The following is a 15,835-nucleotide window of genomic DNA, read 5'->3' on the forward strand; positions in this document are numbered from 1 at the left end:
TCGCAATCAGCGGGAGGAGACCCGGCCGTCAGAGCAAATTCACCGGTAAAGCCAGCTTGTCAGCGGGACATCTACCGCGAATGACATCTCACGTCCTTGGCCGACTGACGGCGGCCATGGGTTAGCGGCAGGTCGGGGTTGGGATTTTGCCCAGGGACGGCACGGTCAGATCGAAATAGGTTTCGATATTCTAATAATTCAGTATTTTAACTAGGTAACCTGAGGTCTTGCATCCAGGCCGGGCAGCCTAAAGGAGACGGCCCGGCTGCACCGGGGCGTAGACACCATCCTCCACGAGGACCTGGCCGTTGACGATGACTTTACTCACGCCGGTCGGCTTTCGGACGTAGCGGCCCTGCCCGCCCGGAACATCTTCCACCCAAACCTCCTCGCCACGAGCGATCGTCTCCGGATCGAACACGACCACGTCAGCGAATTTTCCGGGCGCGAGCATGCCCCGATCGGTAAGGCCCCACTGGGATGCCAGGTCGGAGGTCAACCGCTGGACGGCGCGCTCCAGGGTCAGGTCGCCGCGTTCGCGGACGAATTTCTCGATCAGGTAGCAAGTATCACCGGCCCCGGAGAACTGGGTGATGTGCGCGCCCGCATCGCCTGAGCCGACCTGCATAGCCGGATGGTCCAGGAGCTCGGCCACCGATTGAGCCTCGTCGTGCAGGTATCCGCTCAGCCCGAACTCGGTCTCCAGGTCGTCGAGCAAGGCGATATCCAGCATCGCCTCCACAAATGACTTGCCCTCCGCCTGCGCGATCTCGGCGAGGACTCGCCCCTCATACGGCTGGGCGGCCTCAGAGCGCGTGCGCTTGACCGTGAGCGTGCTCATGGCGTTCTTCAGACGGTCGCCTTCTGCGATCAACGCCGCGCGGGTCGCAGGGTCCGCGTAGCGGACCTTCCGCTCTTCCAGCGGCGCTTCGAAACTATCGCGCCAGGTCGGGGCCTTCGACAGGATGGCGGATCCGTGGGTGAGCTGGATCGTCATGTCCAGAGGCCGCACTTGGGTCTGGGCGAAGATTTTCGCGCCCAGATCGCGCCAGTGGACAACCCGGTCCAGGATGGTTCGCCAGGCGCCTGGCATGTTGGGCATCACCAGGATCGGAGAGAGCGAGACCGTGGCGCCGGTCTCGAGCGCCAACGCGCCCCACTCGTCCACCGTGGGCAGGCCCATATCGCGCTTGAAGAAGTTCGGCGCCACTTCGACAACGCCCCCGGCCGCGGCCACGACGCGCAGAAGCGCCGCCTTTTCCCCGTGGTCGGCGTAGTGGCAGGGCAGCGGATGACCGCGCTCATCGAAATGGTTGAACGTAAACGAAAGGCCCCGCGCCCCTGCCGCCAGGGCTTCGCGCAGTACCTCGGCCATTTCGGCGACCTCGGCGTCAGTGCCCGCGCGCGCCTGTGAGTCCGCGCCCATTACATAGAGCCGGATCATCGAGTGGCCGATCAGCGAGGCGACGTTCGGACCGAGGCCTGCGCGCAGATAGGCGAGATAGTCCGGCACGGTCTCCCAGGAGAAGGGCACGGTCGCCTCCAGCAGCCGCCCCTCCATATCCTCCACCGAGCCGAACAGGTGGATGGCGCGCGTTCGGTCCCCGCCGCGCACGGGCGCAAGGCTGATCGAACAGTTGCCCATCACAAGCGACGTCACCCCATGTTCGGGCGTCGGGGTGGCGTTGCGGTCCCAGCAGAGCTGCGGATCGTAGTGGGTGTGGATATCGATGAAACCTGGCGCGACGACCTGGCCGCGAGCGTCGATCTCGCGTTCGGCCGAGCCCTCAATGCGCCCGACCGATACGATCCGGTCGCCGGAGATTCCGACCTCGCCGGGGCGTGGCGGCGCGCCCGTGCCATCGATGATGATCGCGTTGCGAATGGCTATCGTCAGCATGTTCGCCTTCCACGTTCCGAACCGAGGGGACCTATTTCCAGCACCAGCTTGGCTCTGTCGACGCTCACCCGGCCACTGCGGCCATCGACGGTGACCAGGTCGCCGTCTCGAAGAAGGCTGGTCGCGTCGTCGATCGCTGTGACGCAGGGCAGGTCGAATTCACGGCACAATGATGCGCCGTGCGCGAGCACGCCACCCGTCTCGAGCACCAGCCCTCCGATGCGCGCAAAAACCGTGCTCCAGGCCGGATCGGTCTGGCGGGTGACCAGGATCTCGCCATCCGCGACGTTGGACAATTCCCGTACGTCGTAGACGACCCGCACCGGTCCGGTGACGCGCCCCGGACTGGCGCCGATGCCGACGAGGACTTCGGCATCTGATGAGGCGCGACAGTCATGAGACGCATACCCCGCCAGGAATTTCGGCGGCTGTGACCGCAAAGTGCGTTCCCAGGCGCGACGACGAGTCTGAACGCGGGCCTTAACTGCGGCGCTGTCCAATGCTCCGCTCAAGCCCAGTTCGACTTCTCCAGCGCCAAGGAAAAAGACGTCGTCCGGGCCTTCGAGCACACCATCCTCGGCGAGCCGGCGCCCGAATGTGCGGTAGATCCGGCGGAGCTGGTACCAGACCCTGTCGAAGTAGAAGCGATGGTTGTCCCGCTCGCTCATGTAAATCTCGTTGTACCGGAACAGCCACTTCAGGATCGGCCGACGCCAGAGCGCCGGTCCCCTGCACCGGGCAAGCAGCTCGCGCTGGGTGCGCCGGCGCAACTCGGCCATCTCTTCGTTGAGCGCCCGCGGACTGAGGACATCGCTGTCGACGAAGCCGGCTATGAGGCTGAGCAGCTGGCCTTTGTCGTCGCCCCATCGCGGGTGGATGACGTCCTTGTAGGATGCCCCACGGTGTCGGTGCGCTTTCCAGAACGTGTCGAAGACTTCCAGGAATATTCGACCTTCGGACGCGGCCTTCGCCAGGCGTTCGAAGCCGTCGAATCCTGTACGGGCGGCCGCGCGGACCTGCGGCGGCGTCGATCGGAGCAGCTTGGCCAGGCGCCACAAACCCTCCGATTCCGCAACGGTGACACTCTGATCAAGACCGGAGGTGGCTTGGGCGTAAAGCGCGTCGCCGTCGCCGAACCATTTCTCAAGCAGTCCGGTCAGGATGAACGTCAGGTCATGCGCATGGTAGGCCACGGCGAACCCGCAGGCGGGTGAAACGACGCTCACCACTTTGTTCAGTTCGGTTCGGTGCTCTTTGACCTGTTCGAGAGACAGGGCGTCCAGATCGACATCGAACCAGCCATCGGATTGCTTGATGAAACCGGGCCACATCGCGGCCAGCGCCGCATGATTGTGCCGCAGCGAGCGAAGCGAGCGGTGCGCGAGTTCGAAACGCGCCGTGCGACGCAGCCGCCCCGCCCAGCGCCACGGATCGTTCCGAACCGCCGCTTGCAGGGACTCGGGAAAGAAGTTGAGGATGCCCGCGAGCCGGCTGAACTTCGGGTGGTAGCTGTACTGCCGCCGCAACACGTCCACGTCCACATAGGCGGCCGCCCTGTAGTACTTGAACACATCCGGCGGGAGGGGCGTGGGGTCGCCATGCCATCCCATGTAAGAGGTGATGGACGATGTCAGGTTGTGAATGTTGTAGAACAACGGACTGACGGGCGGCGTCCAGATCTCGTCGGCATAGGCCCGCGACCAGAGCCGTCCCTCATCGTCGGGACGAGCATTCGGGTCATCCTTCCAGGGCTCAATGCAGCGGCTGTAGTAGACATCGGCGATGGTGGTGATCGGGCGGCTCTGAAGCAGGAATACCTGCTCACCGACGCTCGCCCATTCCACGTCCTGCGGGAAGCCGAAGGCTTCGCTTAAGGCTCGGGTTTTCGCCAAGACCGCCCGGAGAAGGCCGTCCGGTAGCTGCTGGCTCCCAGGCGGGTTCTTCCGCCTGAGAACCTCACCCGACTCTGCGTCGAGGACGATCTCTTCCGGAGTAATCGCCCCTGAGACCAGCGCCTCGCCAAGTCCCGGCGAGGCGTTGATTACCGTTTCGCTCAGCGCCAGGCTCACCGGATTGGCCGCGAAGCTGACGCCTGACCATTCGGCGGGCACGAGCGCCTGGACGATCACCGCCATGGCCGACGCCGCAGCGCCGCGCGTCTCGCGATAGTCCCGCGCTTCGGGATTGTTGTAGCTGGTCCAGCAAGCTTCGATCGCGCCCAGGACGGCGTCGGGGCCGTGGACGTCGAGAAAAGTCGAATAGAGCCCGGCGAACGAGTTCTCTGCTGAGTCTTCCCCGCGGGCTGAGGAACGCACGGCATAGGCGACCTCGGGCCCGCGAGCGGCCAAAAAATCAGAGAGCGGTCCGCGAAGGGCGTCCAGCCCCCCGCGACCGGCGAGGTCGTCGAACGCCCTGCAGGTCACGACACAGAAATCGGGAACGTCAAATCCCAACCTCTTCATAGCCACGAGCGAACGCGCCTTGCCGCCGACTACGCCTTCATCCGTGCTCGACGGATGCCACGGCGTCGTCAGGTAAGGCGCGTGCGCCATACCGGTCATCCTCCCCCATGGAGCTGCGCCGGGCTCACCCTCGCCGGCCAGAAATAGGAGGTAAGCCCACTGCACGGACCCCAGCCGTCGACATCGAAGACCCCCACGCCCTCGAAGCCCCAGAGGGCCGTGGAACTGCCGTTTCCGATGGCGGAGAACATCTGCGGCATACGCGCATGCACCACGCGACCCGCGCGGTCCGTGAATGTTACATCGATATCGCGCTGCACCCCGGTCGGTTTGTATTTCGAGCTGTGCGAGATGGATTCAATGCTTTCGAGTTCGCCGGCAATATTGATGAAGCCGTGGAACATCCGGCTGTCGCGATCGATACCAGAGACCGAGTTCTTGCCGTCTGGGCTTTGAAAGGACCACATCTTGAACTCGTGGCGGGCGTACTCCTCGGTGTCCCGCGTGCCCCAGGAATGATCGGAGTCGCCCGTCGTCGCGATCTCGTACCGCTCGCCGACGATCGCGACCTCGCCCCGCGCGATCCAGGACCGGTGATACCGGTTTTTCGCGACCCATTGCGGGGTCGGATGCACGCCGGCGCTATAGTCCACGGGCGGCGTCATGAACCCCACGTCCAGGTCTATCTGCGCGTCGAGGCCGTCGTGGAAAGAGATCCGATAGGACTTCAGCGGTTCGGTACGCACCAGACGCAAACCGCAAAGTTCGACATCGGAGAAGTCGGCGCTGATCAGCGCCTCGACCTCACGCTTGTAGCAGTAGACCCAGGCTCCATTGTCGCCCACGTAGCGATGACCTGGTGAACCGTAGGCCCGCTCATTGGCCGTCAACAGGCCGCTTTCGCCCTTGTAGATGCTGACGAGCATTCCCGACTTGAGCGGCTTGTTCGGCACCACCCAGAGATAAAACCAGGCGCCCAGCCCGTTCCGCGGATCGGCGAAGTTGAAATAGAGGCTTTCGCGCCAGAAGAACTGATCATCATGCGGGTGCCGAAGCTCGTCATTGGCTGAGAGGGCCGCGATGCTCATTCCACTTCCTTGTGGCTGGAGCCGCATCGCGCGATACGCCACGCGGCTTGGGTTGCGCCGCTATTCGCGGATTCCAATCAGGGCTTCGGCGGATCCGCAGATCGCATCGACCGCGGATTGAGCATCGAAGTATTCGGAAAGGCCCAAAAAGGCCGGCCCGCCGTTCAAGCTGAAGAGGCTCATCGCCTGGCCCAGGTGAAGCACTGGCCTGTCCGGCCTTCGATGGCGCAGCGGGATGTAGGACAGAGCTTGGCCGTTGAGCGCCCAGCAGCGGCCGGAGGCTTCCGTGAGTTCGAGATCGAAGGCCTGGTGGCGGGCTGAACTGTCGGCGTAGCGGCTCGTCAACACGACGGACTTCAGTCGGCGCACCGCCCCGTCCTCGATGACGCATCCGACGATGTCCGGTTCGGGGTCTTCGCCGCTCCAGGTCTTGCAGGCGATAAAGCCCAGACGCTCGTCGGCACATGCCCAGAACGAGCGGTCCCTATGGATGTCATGCCAGACGCGCTTTCCCCAGGAGTGATCGCGCACCCCGAGCGCATCGATTTCGATGCGTTGGTCTGCGTACGACAACCGGCCCCGGTAGGTGCAGGCCTGCTGGTAGTGACCCACGCCTTGCAGGAAGATCGCTGCGCTGGAGTCCCCGCTGGCGCTCCCGACCAGCGGACTGGTGGCTCGACAGTCCAAAGACAGGTCGGTCAGGAGCCGCGGGTTGCGCCGCATCGCCGCCCCGGGATCGACCATCTGTAGCGGATCGGCGAGATGCACCGCCTCGCCAACGAACCTGATCCTCAGATGTTCGCCTGGCTCGACCACCTCAAAGCATAGCCCGGCCGCCTCGAACCGATCATTCGCCTCTATGGCGGGACGACCCCACTGGAAGAGCATCGAGCCGTCCGGCAGGAACAGGCAGAAGGTCATCTCGGCGTGACCTTCATTCGGGCGATTGCCGATACGGACGAAGCCCCCTGTCCGTTTGGGCGTGTCGAAGAAATTGAAGAACATGCTCTCGTTGTGAGAACTAGCCTCCGAGACCGGATGCATCAGGTCGTCTTCAGGGACCAGGTCGCCAAAGACCCCGTGGCTGTGAGAGAGGTAGGTGCTCATTGGGGCTCCTCTGCGGATGCGATCGAGACGCGCATCTGGGTGTATTGGCTGAGAGCCCAGAACACGTCCGGCTCGAGGATCGAGCGTTCGCCTGTCCCGAGCGCCTCGGTGAGCGCTCGAAGGCTGCCGAATTGGCCGACGAGCTCGGCGGTAGCAACCCGGCCATCCGCATCCAAGGCGCTGGGGTGCGCGGCCAATTCTCGCTCGACCAGACGAAGTAGATTGACGGCGACCCTGACGCGGTAGCCGAGCCGCGCGTCGGAGAGGTCCTTGCGAACCTCCTCCTCCAGAAAACGTGCGACCTTGCGCACGATCTCAATGGCGTCCGGAGCATCAAAGACCGGGGGCTGCGCCTGGTTCACCCGACCCAGTGCTCCAACTCGGCAAGAACGTTGGCCTCCTGGAGGCACACGAGCCGGGCCACCGCCGCGCATTCCATGTCATCGCCTGCGCCCGCGCGGCGCACCGTCGCCTGCTCCCGGCAAACGAGCGCCCACAACGACGCTCCCCAGACCAGCCACCACCGGAACCGTTCGACATCGACCTGGGCGCCGCTTACGCCTGCATAGGCCGCGAACAGTTCGTCGAGCTCTGCAAGGCCTGCCACCGGACCGGCGCCGCCATAGCGCCAGGCGCGCTGACACAACCAGGCAAGGTCCTCGTAGGGATCGCCCAGATGGACCGTCTCCCAGTCGAGCACAGCCCGTACGCCATCCTCTCCGACGATCAGATTCCCCAGCCGAAAATCGCCGTGGACCACCGACGGGGCCCCGGCGGCCGGAGCACTGCCGGTGAGCCATTGAACAGCGCCCGACAGCACCGGGCTGGGCGCCTCGGCGCGCGAATACCAACCGCGCAGCGTTTCGATCGGGTCACGCAGCTGCAGCCCCCGAGCCAGGTCCAGCGGGGTCGAGGCGAGCTTTCCGAGGATGGCGCCACAGGTCTCTGCTAAGGTCGCTCGCGCTCCGGCGAGATTCGGCGCGCTGTGGATTCGGCGCGGGATCGACTCGCCCTCGACGAAGTTGACGATCGTGTAGGGTCGGTCTGCGCGGCGGGTATGATGGCTCGCGACCAGGCGCGGCGCCGGCACGTTGATCGCCTCGGCGATCGTCAGGCCGGCGACTTCACGTTCCATCTCCTCTGGGCGAATCCAGTCGTCGGGGTCGCATCGGAGCACGAGGCAGGATTCGCGCCCCTTGCGCCGAACGCGAAAGACCCAGTTCTCGTGGGAATTTCCACCGGTGGCGAGGTGACTGGAGATGACGCTTGGCGCCTCCCCGTCGAGGTCCAGAAGTGCGCCAACGAGCATGGCGCGGCGGGCGTCGACGGCGGGGGGGCCGTTCGAGTAGGCCTGCGTCTGCTGGCGCGCTCGCATCTGGACCCTTCCGTCGCCAAATGTGAGACTACGGTATCACTTGCCAACCTGTCCGCAAGTTGAACACGTATTGAGCACCGAAGCCGCGCGTCCGTCGGAGCGGCGGCAAGCGCGAACTCGGCCGTGCAAGGGAAAAGTCGCATGCGAGTGCTGGTGACCGGCGGCAACCGTTACATCGGCGTGGAACTCGTCACCGAGCTCGCTCGGCGCGGGCACGAGGTGACGGTCATCAACAGCCATGAGGTCCCTCTTCCGCATGGGGTGAGTCGAATCCACTGCGATCGCACCCAGCCCGGCGCGTTGGCCTCAGCGCTCGACGGCTACCGCGACGCCTTCGACGTGATCTTCGACCACACCGCATACCGGCCATCGGATATTGAGCCCATGGTCGAGCTGTTCCGTGGCCGGGTGGCGCACTACGTGTTCACGAGCTCGCAGGCGGTCTACCGGCGCAGTTACGTGCAGCCCCTGCGCGAGGATTTTCGCCGGCATGCTCCGGAGAACCCGGACCCGCGCGCGGCGTATGGCGTGGGCAAGGTCCAGTGCGAAGACCACCTGCTGAGACTTTGGGAGTCAGAGGGGCTACCCGTGACCCTTCTGCGGGTCGGCCACACGCTCGGTCCACGTAGTCCGGTGGCGAGCCGTGACCCGGCCCTCTTCGCGCGTATCGAGGCGGGCCGCCCCATCCTGATCCCCGGCGAGGGTTTCGCAGGGCTTTCGCTGGTCCACGTCCGGGACGTGGCGCGGCTCATGTCGGCCCTGATCGGAAACGAGACCGTAAGGGGGAAGGCCTACAACGTCTCTGGGTCCGAGGTGACGACGATCGTCGGGGTCGTCCATCTCATCGCGCGCGCGATGGGTGCGACCGCCGAGGTCGTGTCCGTCCCGATGGAAATCGCTCGCTCGCAGCATCCGCCGCTCCTGCATTGGGGCGAGGCGCTCGCCGGCACGGCCATCCTGTCGATCGACAAGGCCCTGCGCGAGATCGAATGGTCGCCGCAGTTTGGGATCGAGGACGGCTATCGCGACTCCTATGCATGGTACGCGCGCGAGGGGCGCAGCCGTTACGAACACGACTTCTCGCGGGACGACGTCCTGCTCGCAGCGATTGGCCGCTGACACACTGGCGCGCGCCGAAGCTTGAGGCTCAGATCAGGCAGGATTGCCGCAGTCGCGAGAGTGAGATCTCGCTAAGGCCCAGCCGCGTCATGGCCATCTGAACCGGCCCGCCGTATTCGGCGTCGACATACGCCAGCAACCGGCCGATGACGGCCGGATCGGCGCCGAGTATTACGCGCAAGACCGGCAGCGGCGTGGCTGGCAGGAGCGATGCGCCAGGTGTCGAAACGACCCCCGAGGACATCTCCCCCATATAAAAGGCCGGCGGCGTGAAGGTCTCCGTCAGAGCGTAGTCCGAGATCACTGTCGCGCGCGGCACGCCCAGAAGCGACAGCACCAGGGCGGAAGCGACGCCGGTGCGATCCTTCCCCGCCAGGCAGTTTATGGCGAGGGGAACGTCCTCTTGCGCCAGTCGCGACAGCATTTCTGTGAGCTGGGGCCGCAATGCCTCCAGGAGTTCGACATAGGTCGCCGCAAATGCGGTGACGGCTTCTGATCGCGTGGTGAGTCCGGCTAGCCTCATGAACGCGCCCGGAATGTCGTAGCTGCCGGCTAACACCTCAACGCCGCCCCTGCCGATGAACGGGTTCGGTTCTGCGGCCCGCTCCCCTGGGGTGCGCAGGTCACAGATCACCCGGACGCCAAGTGCCTTGAGGTAGTCGAGATCCTCGTCGGTGAGTCCGGTCATGAGGCCCGACCTGTAGATGCGGCCCCAGCGCACCTGTCGGCCGTCGATCGCGCGGTAGCCGCCGAGATCGCGGAAATTACGTCCCCCTCGGAGCGGCAACAGGCGCTCGGCCACCCGGGCCTGGGCATCGTTCGTCGCCAGTAGGTAGTAGGGCCGCGGAACGACTTCCCCCGAAGTCTCGGCTGTTCCGCCGCGCACCGCCCACTCGACCTGTCGCCTGCCTGCGGGCGGCGCGTCGGGGTCGCTCGAGATGTAGATCGAGGTAGGCCGAGACCTTGCATTCCAAGCGAGGCGCATCACCGTGCTCGAGATGCGGGTCGCCGAGGCGGTCAGGACGGGTGGCACCCTCATCGCAGGCCCTGCAAATGCGGGCGTGACCAACTTCGACAGTCACCCGCTCTCTTGTGACCGGATCAAGCTACCGCCTACTCCAGCAGTGCGCGGGCCCGTTCGACTTGCGCCGGAACCTGTGTCTCGAACCTCGCCACCGCAGGGTTAGCGGCCTCTCCTTTTAGGAAAGCGTCGTACAGGCCTTCCGTGACAATTATTCCCTTCCAGGTGGAAAAGACCCGATAGAACAGTTCGTTCTCCACAGCCCGGCCAGTCTGGGCTTGATATCGATCCATCATCGCGCTGCGGCTTGGAGCGCCGGGCCATGTGGTCAGATAGTTGGCAGGATTGCCGACGCCCGGCTCCGTTGCGACGCCCCACCCCTGCAGGAACCAGATGAGATCGGCGATCGGGTCGCCGAGTGTCGCCATTTCCCAGTCCAAAACCGCGCGGACCCGGGGCTCGCTCCGATCGAGGATGAGGTTGTGCAAACCGTAGTCCCCGTGGACGATCGTCGTCGCGCGCTGCTCTGGGACATGAGCGCTCACCCACGCGGTGACCACTTCCAACCGCGGCAGCCGGCTGGCGCTGGGGGTCAGCGCGAGCTGGGCCTGCCAGCGCGCCACCTGGCGCTCAAGATAGCCATGCGGCCGACCAGGCAAACCGAGCCCCGACCACTCGATGCTGTGGAGGGCAGCCAGGCAGTCGACGACATTGCCGCACGCGGCCTCCAACGCAGCCGGGTCGCGCAGGTTTTCTGGGGGTTCCTGCTGGACCACGATCCCGTCCACCCGGCTCATCACATAAAACGGCGCCCCCAGGACCGAGCGATCCTCGCACTTGGCGATCAGCTGCGGGACCGGAACGGCGGTTCCGGCCAGCGCCTTCAGGAACGCCGCTTCGCGCATCATGTCATGCGCGGTCGGAAGCAACTCGCCGGGGGGCGGACGCCGCAGCACCAAGGCCACATCGCCCAACCGTATGAACACCGTGATGTTCGAGCTCCCGCTTAGGGCGCGGCCCTCGATCTCGAGGGGATCATCGACGCCGAGCGTTTCACGCAGGAACTGTTCCAGCCGCGCGGAATTCACGCCTTCTTTCCAGGACTCTTCGGCCGGGTCCGGCATCAGCCCGACGACGTCAGGTCGAGGTACTCGGAAAGCCCCATCCCTGAGCGGCCATCGCAGGCGAACTCGGCCATAGCCCACCCAATGTGGGTCGTGAGGCCATCCCGTCGATGTCGCAACGGCGCGATGGCGACCCTGCGGCCCGAGACCTCGATCGACGTCCCATCTTCCAGATGCAACGCGAGGTCGAAACGCGTGTGGAAGAGCCGTTCGGAATCTTCGAACTCGGAACGGATCGAAGCGCCGACGATCCGGGCTATTCGACCGTCACGCCAGACGTATCCTATCACCTCGTAGAGGTCTGGAGCCGGCGTGTGCCAGGTCAGCGAGGTCGCAAACGAAAACGTCTCGTCGAAGGTGCACCACAAGGTGCGATCGGCGTGCGTGCCTTGCCATACCCGCGGCCCCCATGAGTGGTCGCGGTTTCCGCGGACGGTGAGGTTCGCGGTGCCGTCTCCCATGCGCATCCGAGCCTCGCCGCACATCGGCTGCTCGTAGTGGCCGCCGACATCCAGCCCCGGGAAGGGCCTGCCGCCGTAGAGGGGACCACCCCCTCTAAGGTTCACGACAAGATCAACATCAATAAGCGGCGATGTGGTGAACGCCGTCTTCGGGTTGGTAAGCAAGCGCGGGTCGGAAAGGTGATAGGCCTGCCCCTGAAAGCTTGCCTTCACGCGGCGAGCCGGTTCCTCGACATCCACCCGGATCCTGTCGGTCCGAAACGCCTCGTTGCCGGTGATAGCGGCGCGCTCAAAACTGAACAGGGCCGAGCCGTCGGGGAGGAACCAGCAGAAGGTCGCCTCTGCGTGGCCTTCGTTTGGTCGGTTGCCGATCCGCACGAAGCCACCGGATCGCGCTTCGAGGTCGAAGAGCGTGATCAGCGCGCTTTCGTTGAACTGCGGGTGGTCGTCGACGGGGTGCAACCCTTCGTCCACGAGCTCGACGCCTCCGACCGTGTCCGCGACGGCGACATGCATGCCCAACTCCCGGTTGGTTCTTCGTGAGGCCCCACAGCGGCCGCCGGCGCGAGCGCACGGCCAATGGAGGGCGAATTCCTAGTCCGGCCTCTGAAGGATGGACGACTGACGCCCGCTCCGGTTGGCAAGCTCCGAAGTGGAATCAATGATCGATCAGCTCATCTCGAACCTGACCGGCAGCTTCTTGGGTCCGTTGACGAAATAGGCCTGGGTCATGCCGGGCTCGCCATCGAGCTCGATCCGTTCGAGACGCGAGAACAATTCCTCGAAGAAGATACGCATCTCCAGCTTGGCGAGGTGTTGCCCGAGACAGACGTGAGCGCCGTAGCCAAAGGCCAAATGGCGATTTGGCGTCCGATCGCTGCGGAAGGTGTAAGGGTCTTCGAAGACCTCTTCGTCGCGATTGCCCGAGGCATAGCAGAGCATCAGCCAGTCCCCCTTGCCGATCCGGCGCCCGCCCAGTTCCGCATCTGCGGTCGCCGAGCGCATGAAGTGCTTCACCGGGGTCATCCAGCGAATGGCTTCGTCGATCAGGCCGGGAATGCGGGAGGGATCGGACTTCACTCGCCGGAACTGCTCGGGATCCTCACAGAGCTTCCAGATGGCGCCGGCGGTGGTCGACGACGTCGTGTCGTGGCCCGCGGTCGCGACGATCACGTAATAGCTGAGCTGCTCCAGCCCCGAGATGGGCTCTCCGTCGATTGAAGCGTTGGCGATCAGCGAAGCGAGGTCGCCGCGTGGGTTCGCCCGCCTGTCGATGCTGATCTTGTCGAAGTAGGCGTAGAAGTCATCGAGCACGCCGGTAAGCATCTTGCTCGTCTCTTCTACGCTGATCTCGGGACGGGCTATATCGGGATCCTGCGCCCCAAACAGCTCCTGGGTGAGCATGAGCATGCGCCCCTCGTCCTCCTCGGGCACGCCCAGAATCTCCATGACGACGTGCAAGGGATAGCGAAGCGCGACGTCCCGGACGAAGTCGCACCGCCCGCCGAGGCCAGCCATCTGATCGACGGACGTCTTGGCGATCTCGCGGATGCGGGCCTCGATCTTCCGCAGGTTGGGGGGCATGAACCAGCCTTGTGTAAGGGCGCGATATTTCAGGTGGTCGGGAGGGTCCATCTGGACCAGGCTTCGCACGAGGTGAGGGCTGCCCCCGGTAATTTCGCGCGCGCGGGCGTCATTGACCTGATTGACCAGCGTCGTCTGGCGGTCGCCGCTGTGGAAGAGGTCGTTTTGCCGGCTGACTTCCAGAATGTCCGCATGTTTGGTCACGACCCAGAAGGGGTCAAAGCCCTCCGGCCGGGCGATCCCCAGCGGGTTGTTCAGCCTGAGCCAGCGGTAAGCGTCGTGAATCCGCTCGTCGGCGTAGGCGCGAGGGTCCACGACGGTTTCGGCGATGTCCTGCGGAATAGTGAGGTCGGCTTCGCCCATGGCAGACGGCCCTATGTTTAGCTTCATTTTGATACCACGGTATCACTTAACGTAGGGGTCGAACAGACGCGAAAATCGACTTGCCCGCCCCCCGGTCGCCGCTCGTCTCAACCTCCAATGGAGGCGCGCCGCATCACCCGGTGGTAGTAGTCGCGGTTCCAATAGAACGAGAGGATGCCGGAGCCTTCGTGCTCGCCGCCGTTGACGGTGAAGCGGTAGTAGCAGTCGTTGTTCCACACCGTATCCCGCTCGCTCGGGTAGGAGCAGAACGTCTGCCCCTCAATGCGGGTCATGCGGTCTTCATTGTCGACGATGTTCATGACAATGCCGCGTTGAATGCCGTCGGCGTCATAGTCGGGGCAGATCTCCAGCTTGGAGATCGGCGACATCCGCTGGCCGTCCCAGATAAACCCGTAGGGGAATACCCCGCCGTCGAGCGCCACGCCCTCGAACGCATGGAACGCCCAGTCACGGCCGCACTGCCCGGCGATGTACTTGCTCTTGTAGAGTGGCTCCCAACGGCGCGGGCCCCAGGAGTGGTCGGAGTCGCCAGTCATGTTCAGCGCGTAGCGCTTGCCATCCAGAACCATCTCGCCTTGCGCCGCATAGGGCCGATGGTAACGGTCGCCCGCGAGATACTTGGGCGTTTCGTGCCAGTTGTCGATGTAGTGCCAGTTGCCGGCGAACAGATCGATCTCGACGTCGAAGTCGAAGCGCTCGCCGTCATGGAACGACAGGGTCCATTTCTTGAGTGGCTCGATGCGCTTGTAGTGCGCCACACCGGCGACCTTCAGGTCGTCCCATTCCGCGTCGGGGATCGGAACCTCGCGCCGCCAGGAATAGAGGATGTTGTTCGGCTCCCTGACCCAGCCCTTCGTGATGTAGGCGCTGATCGAGGCAAAGGGCGTGGGCGCATTGGGGTTGTAGGCATAGTAGATGGCGCCGCCCATCTCGTACTCGGGCATGTCGAAGCAGTACCACATGCTCTCGCGCCACTCCGGCAGCAGCGTGGAAGGGTGCCGAAGCTCGTCGTTCGCGCGCAGAACCATGTGAAATCCTCCTCAGACCCGCTGCAGCAGCTCGACTGCATTTTTGTCGGCGTCGCGGGCGATGGCATCGAGAGCCATGCCGGGGCGCCACGCCTGCGACACGCCGGGCTTGGCGACATCAATCATGGCGGCGACCGCCCGCCCCGCTCGCGGCGGCTCATTGGAAATCACCGGCCTGTAGGCCTTTCGGAGTGACCCGCGCGGGCCAGAAGTAGGAGATCAGCCCTGGAACTCGGCCGACGCCCTCGACGAGGTAGTCGCCCACGCCCTCGAATCCCCAGAATGACTCGCGGGAACCCGCGCCGATGAAGGAATGCATCTTGGGCATCGTCGCGCGCACCTCGCGTCCGAGCTCGTCGACGACCAAGAGGCGCACGCCGGATTGGACGCCGTCGTCGTCATAGGAGGCGGAGGTCTCGACATTTGCCGCCGAAGCAACCTTCCCGTCCTGGGATACAAATCCTAGAGCGATCTCCTTGTCGTCAACGCCCTGCTTCAAAACCGAGATCGACAGGCTGCCGTCGGCTGCTTGGAAGGACCACATCTTGAAAAGGTTCTTCGCGAATTCAACGTTGTGACGCTGGCCCCACGAGTGATCGGAGTCGCCTGTAGCCTCTACATCGAAGGTCTTCCCCCCTACCCGGAGCGAACCACTTACAGCCCAGGATCGGTGGTAGCGATTTGCGGCGATCCAACCAGGGGTGCTGTTGACGCCGTCGGCGTAGTCATAGGGCGGCGTCATGAAGCGGGCGAGAAGGTCGAAGCCGTTGTTCTCGCCGTCGTCGAACGTCAAGCGTTGGGATTTCAGCGGCTCGAGCCTCTCCAGCTTGAGCCCGAAAAGTTCGACGTCATCGAAATCCTCCGCCAGCAGATGGTCCGCATCCTTTTTGAAGCAGTAGACCCAGCGGTCACGCTCGGAGAGCCGGTGGCCGGGGGCGCTCATGGCCTCGTCGTTGACCGTCAGCTCCGGCCAGCCCCCGTGGTAGAAGCTGACCAGCATCCCAGAGGGCTTTGGCTGATTGGGCACGACCCAAAGATAGATCCACGCGCCGATCCCGTTCCGGACGTCGTTGAAATTGAAGTAGAGACTCTCTCGCCAATGAAAATCATCATTGAGCATATGTGAGTGGCGCAGTTCGTCACTTGCCTGCAAAACCATACACTTAGCCCTCGTGCGAGTGC

The 15,835-nt window shown here is 64.3% G+C and carries 13 protein-coding genes; 1 reads left to right on the top strand and 12 read right to left on the bottom strand.

The genetic code is table 11. The features are described from left to right. Positions 1-247 precede the first annotated feature (247 nt). From VGI62_RS02600 to VGI62_RS02625, 6 genes are read right to left on the bottom strand one after another with little or no spacing between them, the layout of a single operon-like run. Positions 248-1,900 carry an N-acyl-D-amino-acid deacylase family protein gene (locus VGI62_RS02600; RefSeq protein WP_331502832.1) on the bottom strand — a complete coding sequence of 551 codons (1,653 nt, stop codon included), beginning with the start codon at positions 1,898-1,900 and terminating at the stop codon, positions 248-250. Continuing rightward, positions 1,894-4,452 carry a PEP/pyruvate-binding domain-containing protein gene (locus VGI62_RS02605; protein ID WP_331502833.1) on the bottom strand — a complete coding sequence of 853 codons (2,559 nt, stop codon included), beginning with the start codon at positions 4,450-4,452 and terminating at the stop codon, positions 1,894-1,896. The genes VGI62_RS02600 and VGI62_RS02605 overlap by 7 nt, the downstream gene beginning before the upstream one ends. Positions 4,453-4,457: 5 nt before the next feature. After that, complete coding sequence (locus VGI62_RS02610) at positions 4,458-5,450, bottom strand: hypothetical protein (protein WP_331502834.1); 993 nt, start codon at positions 5,448-5,450, stop codon at positions 4,458-4,460. Positions 5,451-5,510: 60 nt separating this feature from the next. Then, entirely contained in the window at positions 5,511-6,557 is a 1,047-nt protein-coding gene (locus tag VGI62_RS02615) for a DUF7064 domain-containing protein (RefSeq protein WP_331502835.1), read from the bottom strand. Next, on the bottom strand, positions 6,554-6,919 hold the full coding sequence (locus tag VGI62_RS02620) for a DUF6285 domain-containing protein (protein WP_331502836.1): 366 nt from the start codon (positions 6,917-6,919) through the stop codon (positions 6,554-6,556). Before VGI62_RS02620 ends, VGI62_RS02615 begins: the two co-directional genes overlap by 4 nt. Further along, positions 6,916-7,932 (bottom strand): phosphotransferase family protein, encoded by a 1,017-nt coding sequence (locus VGI62_RS02625; protein ID WP_331502837.1) that lies wholly within the window; start codon positions 7,930-7,932, stop codon positions 6,916-6,918. Before VGI62_RS02625 ends, VGI62_RS02620 begins: the two co-directional genes overlap by 4 nt. 141 nt (positions 7,933-8,073) lie before the next feature. Between VGI62_RS02625 and VGI62_RS02630 the strand changes: the two genes are divergently transcribed. Continuing rightward, positions 8,074-9,051: an NAD-dependent epimerase/dehydratase family protein gene (locus VGI62_RS02630; RefSeq protein ID WP_331502838.1), complete on the top strand. Its 978-nt coding sequence runs from the start codon at positions 8,074-8,076 to the stop codon at positions 9,049-9,051. Positions 9,052-9,079: 28 nt separating this feature from the next. Here the strand turns inward: VGI62_RS02630 and VGI62_RS02635 are convergent, their stop codons facing one another. The 6 genes from VGI62_RS02635 to VGI62_RS02660 all read right to left on the bottom strand — a co-directional run bounded on the left by VGI62_RS02635 (position 9,080) and on the right by VGI62_RS02660 (position 15,812). Beyond that, entirely contained in the window at positions 9,080-10,090 is a 1,011-nt protein-coding gene (locus VGI62_RS02635) for a tyrosine-protein phosphatase (protein ID WP_331502839.1), read from the bottom strand. A 74-nt stretch (positions 10,091-10,164) separates the two neighbouring features. Beyond that, positions 10,165-11,160 carry a phosphotransferase family protein gene (locus tag VGI62_RS02640; RefSeq protein ID WP_331502840.1) on the bottom strand — a complete coding sequence of 332 codons (996 nt, stop codon included), beginning with the start codon at positions 11,158-11,160 and terminating at the stop codon, positions 10,165-10,167. A gap of 35 nt (positions 11,161-11,195) precedes the next feature. Continuing rightward, positions 11,196-12,173 carry a DUF7064 domain-containing protein gene (locus VGI62_RS02645; protein ID WP_331502841.1) on the bottom strand — a complete coding sequence of 326 codons (978 nt, stop codon included), beginning with the start codon at positions 12,171-12,173 and terminating at the stop codon, positions 11,196-11,198. Positions 12,174-12,326: 153 nt separating this feature from the next. Beyond that, positions 12,327-13,604, bottom strand: coding sequence for a cytochrome P450 (locus tag VGI62_RS02650; RefSeq protein WP_331502842.1), 1,278 nt, complete (start codon positions 13,602-13,604; stop codon positions 12,327-12,329). Positions 13,605-13,711: 107 nt separating this feature from the next. Beyond that, the gene (locus VGI62_RS02655) at positions 13,712-14,653 is read right to left on the bottom strand and encodes a DUF7064 domain-containing protein (RefSeq protein WP_331502843.1); all 942 of its coding nucleotides are present in this window, start codon (positions 14,651-14,653) and stop codon (positions 13,712-13,714) included. 157 nt (positions 14,654-14,810) lie between these two features. Further along, on the bottom strand, positions 14,811-15,812 hold the full coding sequence (locus VGI62_RS02660; protein WP_331502844.1) for a DUF7064 domain-containing protein: 1,002 nt from the start codon (positions 15,810-15,812) through the stop codon (positions 14,811-14,813). Positions 15,813-15,835: the final 23 nt, after the last annotated feature.

The sequence above is a fragment of the Phenylobacterium sp. genome, assembly GCF_036495085.1.
Lineage (GTDB): Bacteria > Pseudomonadota > Alphaproteobacteria > Caulobacterales > Caulobacteraceae > Phenylobacterium.